Source organism: Modestobacter sp. SYSU DS0875 (assembly GCF_054050915.1).
This window is the reverse complement of sequence record NZ_JBJHAH010000053.1, coordinates 1-6,749: the sequence shown is the minus strand read 5'-3', so window position 1 is coordinate 6,749 and position 6,749 is coordinate 1. Positions and strand designations below refer to the sequence as shown.

The 6,749-nt window shown below is 72.5% G+C and carries 8 protein-coding genes; 4 read left to right on the top strand and 4 right to left on the bottom strand.

The window, feature by feature from the left end:
- Positions 1-55 precede the first annotated feature (55 nt).
- From rplT to ACI79Y_RS19475, 4 genes are all read right to left on the bottom strand, one after another.
- Positions 56-448 carry a 50S ribosomal protein L20 gene (gene rplT / locus ACI79Y_RS19490; protein ID WP_457141845.1) on the bottom strand — a complete coding sequence of 131 codons (393 nt, stop codon included), beginning with the start codon at positions 446-448 and terminating at the stop codon, positions 56-58.
- A 36-nt stretch (positions 449-484) separates the two neighbouring features.
- Complete coding sequence (gene rpmI / locus ACI79Y_RS19485; protein ID WP_457160076.1) at positions 485-679, bottom strand: 50S ribosomal protein L35; 195 nt, start codon at positions 677-679, stop codon at positions 485-487.
- A gap of 85 nt (positions 680-764) precedes the next feature.
- The gene (infC, locus tag ACI79Y_RS19480) at positions 765-1,403 is read right to left on the bottom strand and encodes a translation initiation factor IF-3 (protein WP_457084670.1); all 639 of its coding nucleotides are present in this window, start codon (positions 1,401-1,403) and stop codon (positions 765-767) included.
- A gap of 281 nt (positions 1,404-1,684) precedes the next feature.
- Complete coding sequence (locus ACI79Y_RS19475) at positions 1,685-2,194, bottom strand: PH domain-containing protein (protein ID WP_457160075.1); 510 nt, start codon at positions 2,192-2,194, stop codon at positions 1,685-1,687.
- 103 nt (positions 2,195-2,297) lie between these two features.
- On the opposite strand from ACI79Y_RS19475, the gene ACI79Y_RS19470 reads away from it, so the two are divergent.
- The 4 genes from ACI79Y_RS19470 to ACI79Y_RS19455 all read left to right on the top strand — a co-directional run bounded on the left by ACI79Y_RS19470 (position 2,298) and on the right by ACI79Y_RS19455 (position 6,713).
- Positions 2,298-3,440 (top strand): uroporphyrinogen-III synthase, encoded by a 1,143-nt coding sequence (locus ACI79Y_RS19470; RefSeq protein WP_457160074.1) that lies wholly within the window; start codon positions 2,298-2,300, stop codon positions 3,438-3,440.
- A gap of 208 nt (positions 3,441-3,648) precedes the next feature.
- Positions 3,649-4,098, top strand: coding sequence for a cyanase (gene cynS / locus ACI79Y_RS19465; protein WP_457084667.1), 450 nt, complete (start codon positions 3,649-3,651; stop codon positions 4,096-4,098).
- Positions 4,099-4,157: 59 nt separating this feature from the next.
- A complete protein-coding gene (locus ACI79Y_RS19460; RefSeq protein WP_457160073.1) occupies positions 4,158-5,033 on the top strand; it encodes a formate/nitrite transporter family protein in 876 nt (291 codons plus the stop codon).
- Between the two features lie 234 nt (positions 5,034-5,267).
- Positions 5,268-6,713 carry an MFS transporter gene (locus ACI79Y_RS19455; protein ID WP_457160072.1) on the top strand — a complete coding sequence of 482 codons (1,446 nt, stop codon included), beginning with the start codon at positions 5,268-5,270 and terminating at the stop codon, positions 6,711-6,713.
- The last annotated feature ends 36 nt before the right edge of the window (positions 6,714-6,749 follow it).

Below are 6,749 nucleotides of genomic sequence, written 5' to 3'. Positions count from 1 at the left end.
GTGAGCGGGTCGAATGACCCGCTCACGACGGCGTCGCGAGGTGGTGCGGTGCGGCTCAGGCAGCCGCAGCGGCGCCGGTCGCCTCGGGGTTCGCGGCGAGCGCGGCCCGGGCGGACTCCACCAGCGTGGCGAACGCGGCCGGCTCGGAGACGGCGAGCTCGGCCAGGACGCGGCGGTCCAGGTCGATGCCGGCGAGCTTGAGGCCCTGCATGAACCGGTTGTAGGTCATGTCGTTCTGGCGCGCCGCGGCGTTGATCCGGGTGATCCACAGCTTGCGGAAGTCACCCTTGCGGACCTTGCGGTCGCGGTAGTTGTAGGTGGCCGAGTGGAGGATCTGCTCCTTGGCCTTGCGGTAGAGCCGCGACCGCTGGCCGCGGTACCCGCTGGCCGCCTCGAGGGTCGTACGACGCTTCTTCTGGGCGTTGACCGCCCGCTTCACGCGTGCCACGTGAGAGCTCCTGTCTTCTGGTTACGGAGGGGGCGGTCAGCGACCGAGCAGCTTCTTCATCCGGCTGGTGTCGGCCGGGGACAGCACACCGGTGCCGCTGATGCGGCGCTTCCGGGAGCCCGACTTGTGCTCGAACTTGTGCTGGTTGTTCTGGTGCTCGGCCACCAGCTTCCCGGTGCCCGTGACGCGGATCCGCTTGGCGGCGCCCTTGTGGGTCTTGTTCTTCGGCATCTCTAGACGTCCTGTTCGTGTCTGCCCGGCGCCGGGCAGCAGTTGCTGCCCGGCGCGAGTGCGTCGGTGTGGTGCCCGGCCGGCATCAGGCCGGGGGCGCCTGCTCCGCGGTCGCGTCGTTGGCCGCCTGCTTCTCCGCCTTCGCGGTGCGCCGCGCCGTGTCCGTCGCCGCCTGGTTCCGGTGCGGTGCGATCACCATGACCATGTTCCGGCCGTCCTGCTTGGGGTTGGACTCCACCACCCCGAGGTCGGCGACGTCGCCGGCCAGTCGCTGCAGCAGCTTGTAGCCCATCTCCGGGCGGGACTGCTCGCGACCGCGGAACATCACGGTGATCTTGACCTTGTCGCCGCCCTTGAGGAAGCGCTCGACGTGGCCCTTCTTGGTCTCGTAGTCGTGCGGGTCGATCTTCAGGCGCAGCCGCATCTCCTTGATGACGGTGAGCGCCTGGTTGCGCCGGGCCTCGCGGGCCTTCTGCGCGGTCTCGTACTTGAACTTGCCGTAGTCCATGAGCTTGACGACGGGCGGCCGGGCCATGGGGGCGACCTCGACCAGGTCGAGCTCACTGTCCTGCGCCAGGCGCAGCGCCTCGCCGATCGGCACGATGCCGACCTGCTCGCCCTCGGGACCGACCAGGCGGACCTCGGGGACGCGGATACGGTCGTTGATGCGGGGCTCGGTGATGGCCTCTCCTCTGCTGCTGCGGGGAGGAGTTCGCTGGCCCACCCAGGCGCCGGACGACAAAGGCCCCGCGAGCTGCTGCTCGCGGGGCCCACTCGCCGGTCGCCACACGGGACACCCCGGGGCGGGGGTGCTCGTGCGGTTCACGCGGGACGGCCAGAGCCGACCTGCGTGATCCGGGGACCTGGGTGCCTGTGACGGCGCCAGGTGGGAGCGGGCTCCTCTTTGGTCAGTGGCCGGGACGCTGGGTCTCGGCCACCGTGGTTCACGCGCCTCGATGTAGCGGGGGGAGGCGCACCCACCTTACAGCGTTCCGGGGGGCGCCGTCATTCCCAGGGGTAGAGCAGGTCTGGAGCCGGCGTGGCGTGCTGCGCCTGGTGGGCGGCCAGCAGCGCCCGCAACCCCCGGACGGCGACCACCGCGCGGGCGCCGTCGGTCGCCTGGACCGCGGTCACGCCCAGCTCGTCGCCGTTGGTCAGCAGCAGGCTGGCCCAGGGCGAGTGCTCGTCGAACCGGATGGCCCGCACCGCGTCCCACGGCAGCTGGTGCTCGATGAGCATGTTGCGCACCCGGATGCCCTCGGCGTCCGCGTGCACCCGGGACCGGCCCAGCACCAGCACCCCCGCGCCGAGCGCGAGGCCCAGCCCGACCATGGCCAGCTGGTCGGCGGTCTGGAAGGCGACGACGCCGGTCGAGGACTCCTTCAGCAGGACGGCGACCACCACCATGACCCCGACGAGCCCGGCGGCGGCCACCGCGGTGACCAGGCGCAACCGGCGCGGGACGGCGGTGACCGGAGCGGGCGCGTCGGCGTCGGGTCCAGGGGTGTCGGGCACGGCTCCATCCTGCACCGCCGGGCGGGCACCGCGCCGCTCCCGTTCGGTACCGGTGGGGTTCCGTGTCACACGGATGGAACATCCGAACGCGCACCATGGGGGTGTGACCGAGAGCCCGCTCGACCACCCCCCGCAGGACGACGCCGTGGTCCAGGAGCTGCTGCCGCTGGCCGGCTACACGGTCGCGGTGACCGCGGCCCGGCGAAGTGAGGAGCTCGGCGCCCTGCTGGACCGCCGCGGTGCCCGGGTGGTCTACGCCCCGGCGATCCGGATCGTGCCGCTGTCCGACGACGCCGACCTGGTCTCCGCCACGGAAGAGGTGCTGGCCCGGCCGGTGGACCTGGTGGTGGCGACCACCGGAGTGGGTTTCCGGGGGTGGCTCGAGGCCGCCGACGCCTGGGACCTGCCGCTGCGCGAGCACCTGCTGGGCGCCCGGGTGCTCGCCCGCGGCCCGAAGGCCCGCGGCGCCATCCGCGGCGCCGGGCTGGTCGACGCCTGGTCACCGGAGTCGGAGAGCTCCGCCGAGGTGCTCGAGCACCTGCTCTCGGGCGCCGAGGGCCCGCTGCCGGGACGCCGGATCGCCGTCCAGCTGCACGGCGACCCACTGCCGGAGCTGGTGGCCGGTCTGGAGCGGGCCGGCGCCGAGGTGGTGCGCGTGCCGGTCTACCGCTGGGTGCTGCCCGAGGACACCGCGCCGCTGCGCCGGCTGGTCACCGCCATCGCCGCCCGCGGGGTCGACGCCGTCACCTTCACCAGCGCACCGGCCGCAGCGAGCCTGCTGCAGGTGGCGGCCGACGAGGGCGTGCGGGCCGGGGTGCTCGCCGCCTTCGCCGACGCCGTCCTGCCGGTCGCGGTCGGGCCGGTCACCGCCGGGCCGCTGGACGCCGCCGGGATCCGCTCGGTGCAGCCCACCCGGGCCCGGCTCGGTGCGCTGGCCCGCGAGGTGGTCGCCCAGCTCCCGGCCCGGCACCCGGTGCTCACCTCCGGAGCGCACACCCTCCAGGTGCGGGGGCACGCCGCGGTGCTCGACGGCCGACTGGTGGAGCTCCCCCCGGGCCCGATGGCGGTGCTCCGGGCGCTGGCCCGGCGGCCCGGGGTCGTCGTCTCCCGCCCCGACCTGCTGGCCGAGCTCTCCGGCGGCGGCGACGCGCATGCGGTCGAGATGGCGGTGACCCGGCTGCGGGCGGCGCTCGGGGCCCCGGTCGTGGAGACCGTGGTCAAGCGGGGCTACCGCCTCGCGGTCTGACGAAGGACCCTCCTGCCCCCCGACGCTCGCGAGCTCGCACCGGGACCCTGCAGGAGGGCCGCACGGCACCTCACAGCAGGCGTCCAGCCGGTGTGAGGTGACTGTTCCGCAGCGGTCATCGCAGCGCGCCGCTGCGGAAACGCCCCGTTCCTAGCGTCAGCGCATCCCGTCCGCGGTGGCCACCGCCACCGGTTCCACGAGGAGCGCGATGACCCCGATCCTGTCCAAGTCCGACGCCGCCGACCTGGTGGTGGCCGCGCGGATCCGCCGCGGCCTGACCTGGGCCCAGCTCGCCGAGGAGATCGGCGCACCGGTGGTGTGGACCACCGCCGCGCTGCTCGGGCAGCACCCGATGAGCCAGCAGCAGGCCGAGCTGGCCGCCAAGCTGCTGGGGCTGGACGAGACGGTGGTGGAGAGCCTGCAGCTGCAGCCGTCCCGCGGCACCGACCCGGCCCGGCTGGCCGACCCCACGATCTACCGGCTCACCGAGGCGCTGTCGGTCTACGGCCCGGCGTTGAAGGAGCTGATCCACGAGGAGTTCGGCGACGGGATCATGAGCGCGATCAACTTCCGCGTCGACATCGCCCGCCGGCCCGACCCCGACGGCGACCGGGTGGTCATCACCCTCGACGGCAAGTTCCTGGACTACCGCTGGTGACCCCGGCGCACTGAGCGCCACCCCTCTCCCCCACACCTGCTCAGCCGAGGAGCACCCGCATGTCCTACGTGGCACCCAAGGACTTCGTCACCAAGATGATCGACGCCGGCGAGGCGAAGGTCTTCATGTCCACCCGCGACACCCTGATCCGCGCGTTCATGGCCGGTGCGATCCTCGCCCTGGCCGCCGCGTTCGCCGTCACCGTCACCGTGCAGACCGGCCAGCCGATCCTCGGCGCGCTGCTGTTCCCCGTCGGGTTCTGCCTGCTCTACCTGCTCGGCTTCGACCTGCTCACCGGCGTCTTCACGCTGGTGCCGCTCGCGCTGTTCGACAAGCGGCCGGGGGTGACCGTGCGCGGCATGCTGCGCAACTGGGGCCTGGTGTTCACCGGCAACTTCGCCGGCGCCTTCACCGTCGCGGTGATGATGGCGGTGATCTTCACCTACGGCTTCTCGATCCCGCCGAACGAGGTGGGCCAGGCGATCGGCACGATCGGCGAGGGCCGCACGGTCGGCTACGCCGAGTACGGCGCGGCCGGGATGCTGACGCTGTTCCTCCGCGGCGTGCTGTGCAACTGGATGGTCTCCACCGGCGTGGTCGCGGCGATGATGTCGACCTCGGTCTCCGGCAAGGTCATCGGGATGTGGATGCCGGTGATGCTCTTCTTCTACATGGGGTTCGAGCACTCGATCGTGAACATGTTCCTGTTCCCCTCCGGTCTCCTGCTGGGCGGGGACTTCTCGGTCGGTGACTACCTGGTCTGGAACGAGATCCCGACCGTCATCGGCAACCTGGTCGGCGGGCTCGCCTTCGTCGGGCTCACGCTCTACGCCACGCACGCCCGCACCGGCGCCACGCGCAAGCCGCTGATGCCCGGCAGCGTCCCCCGCGAGGTGGCCGTGCCGGCCGACACCACCCCCGTCGGGACGCGCTGACCAGCGCCCCCACCGCCAGCCGGACGGCGGCCTCCCCCTGCGCCGGGGGAGGCCGCCGTCGCCGTCTCGGGCCAGGCCCGGTCTCACCACGACCGGACGGTCGGCGTGCGGCGCATGTTCCGCACCGGTCACGCCGCTGCGCCTGGACGGAAACCGCCGGTTCCTAGCGTCGGTGCCGACCTCGCCGGTCAGCGGACCAGCCGCCGTCCGGCTCTGCACCCAGGGGATGACGCCATGACCGACACCCAACTCGACCGCGCCGGCGTCGCCGCCGCGGCCGCCCCCGCACCCCCGGCCGGCAGCGGCCCGGTGACCCGGGTCGGCGGCAGGTGGATCGACCACTACGACCCCGAGGACCCGGCCTTCTGGGCCTCCCCGCAGGGCAGGCCCGTCGCCCGCCGGAACCTCGTCTGGTCGGTGTTCGCCGAGAACGTCGGCTTCAGCGTGTGGCAGCTGTTCAGCATCTCCACCGCCGTACTGGCCTCCATCGGTTACGGCTTCAGCAGCAATCAGCTGTTCTGGCTGGTCTCCACCGCCGGGCTGGTCGGGGCGATCATGCGGGTGCCCTACACGTTCATGCCGGCGCTGTTCGGTGGCCGGAACTGGACCGTGGTCAGCGCCGCACTGCTGCTGGTCCCGGTCACCCTCCTGGTGGTCGCGGCCACCACCGACCAGCCCTACTGGTTCTGGGTGCTCACCGCGGTCACCTGCGGGTTCGGCGGCGGCAACTTCGCCTCCTCGATGGCCAACATCTCCTTCTTCTACCCGGACAAGGAGAAGGGGTTCGCCCTCGGGCTGAACGCCGCCGGCGGGAACATCGGGGTGGCGATCATCCAGCTGGTCGGCCCGCTGGCCGCCGGGGCGGGCGCGCTCGCCGTCGTCGGCGGGGTCACCGGCACCACCGACGACGGCGCCGATCGCTACGTGCAGAACGTGGCGCTGATCTGGGTCCCGTTCATCTTCCTGGCGATCGCGGGTGCCTGGTTCGGGATGCACAACCTCTCGGGTGCGAAGGCCAACATCGGGGCGCAGGCGGCGATCGCCCGACGGAAGCAGACCTGGCTCATGTCCCTGCTCTACATCGGTGCCTTCGGCTCGTTCATCGGCTTCTCCGGCGCCTTCCCGCTGGTGCTGGCCAACGAGTTCGCGGCGAACACGTACCAGTACGCCTTCCTCGGCCCGCTGGTCGGCTCGCTCACCCGGCCGCTGGGCGGGCTGCTGGCCGACCGGGTGGGCGGGGCGCGGGTCACCGTGGTGACCTTCGTCGGTCAGGCACTGGCCATCGGCGTGGCCATCGCGTTCGTGAACGCCGGCAGCTTCACCGGGTTCCTGCTCAGCTTCCTGGTGCTGTTCGGCATCGTCGGCCTGACCAACGGCTCGACCTACCGGATGATCCCGATCATCTACCGGGCCGAGGCCGCCGCCAGCAGCACGGGTGAGACCGCGGCGCAGACGATGTACCGCGCCCGGCGGGACACCGCAGCCGCGGTGGGCATCATCTCCGCGGTCGGCGCGCTGGGCGCGGTGTTCATCCCACGGGTCATCTCCGAGTCCTACAGCGCGACCGGCGGCGTCGAGACCGCGTTGGGGGCCTTCTGCGCCTTCTACGTCGTCTGCGTCGCGGTGACCTGGTTCGTCTACCTGCGGCGCGGCACCCTGATGCAGCAGGCCGGGGTCTGAGCCGTCGCGGGGTGCGGGGACCGTTCCCCGCACCCC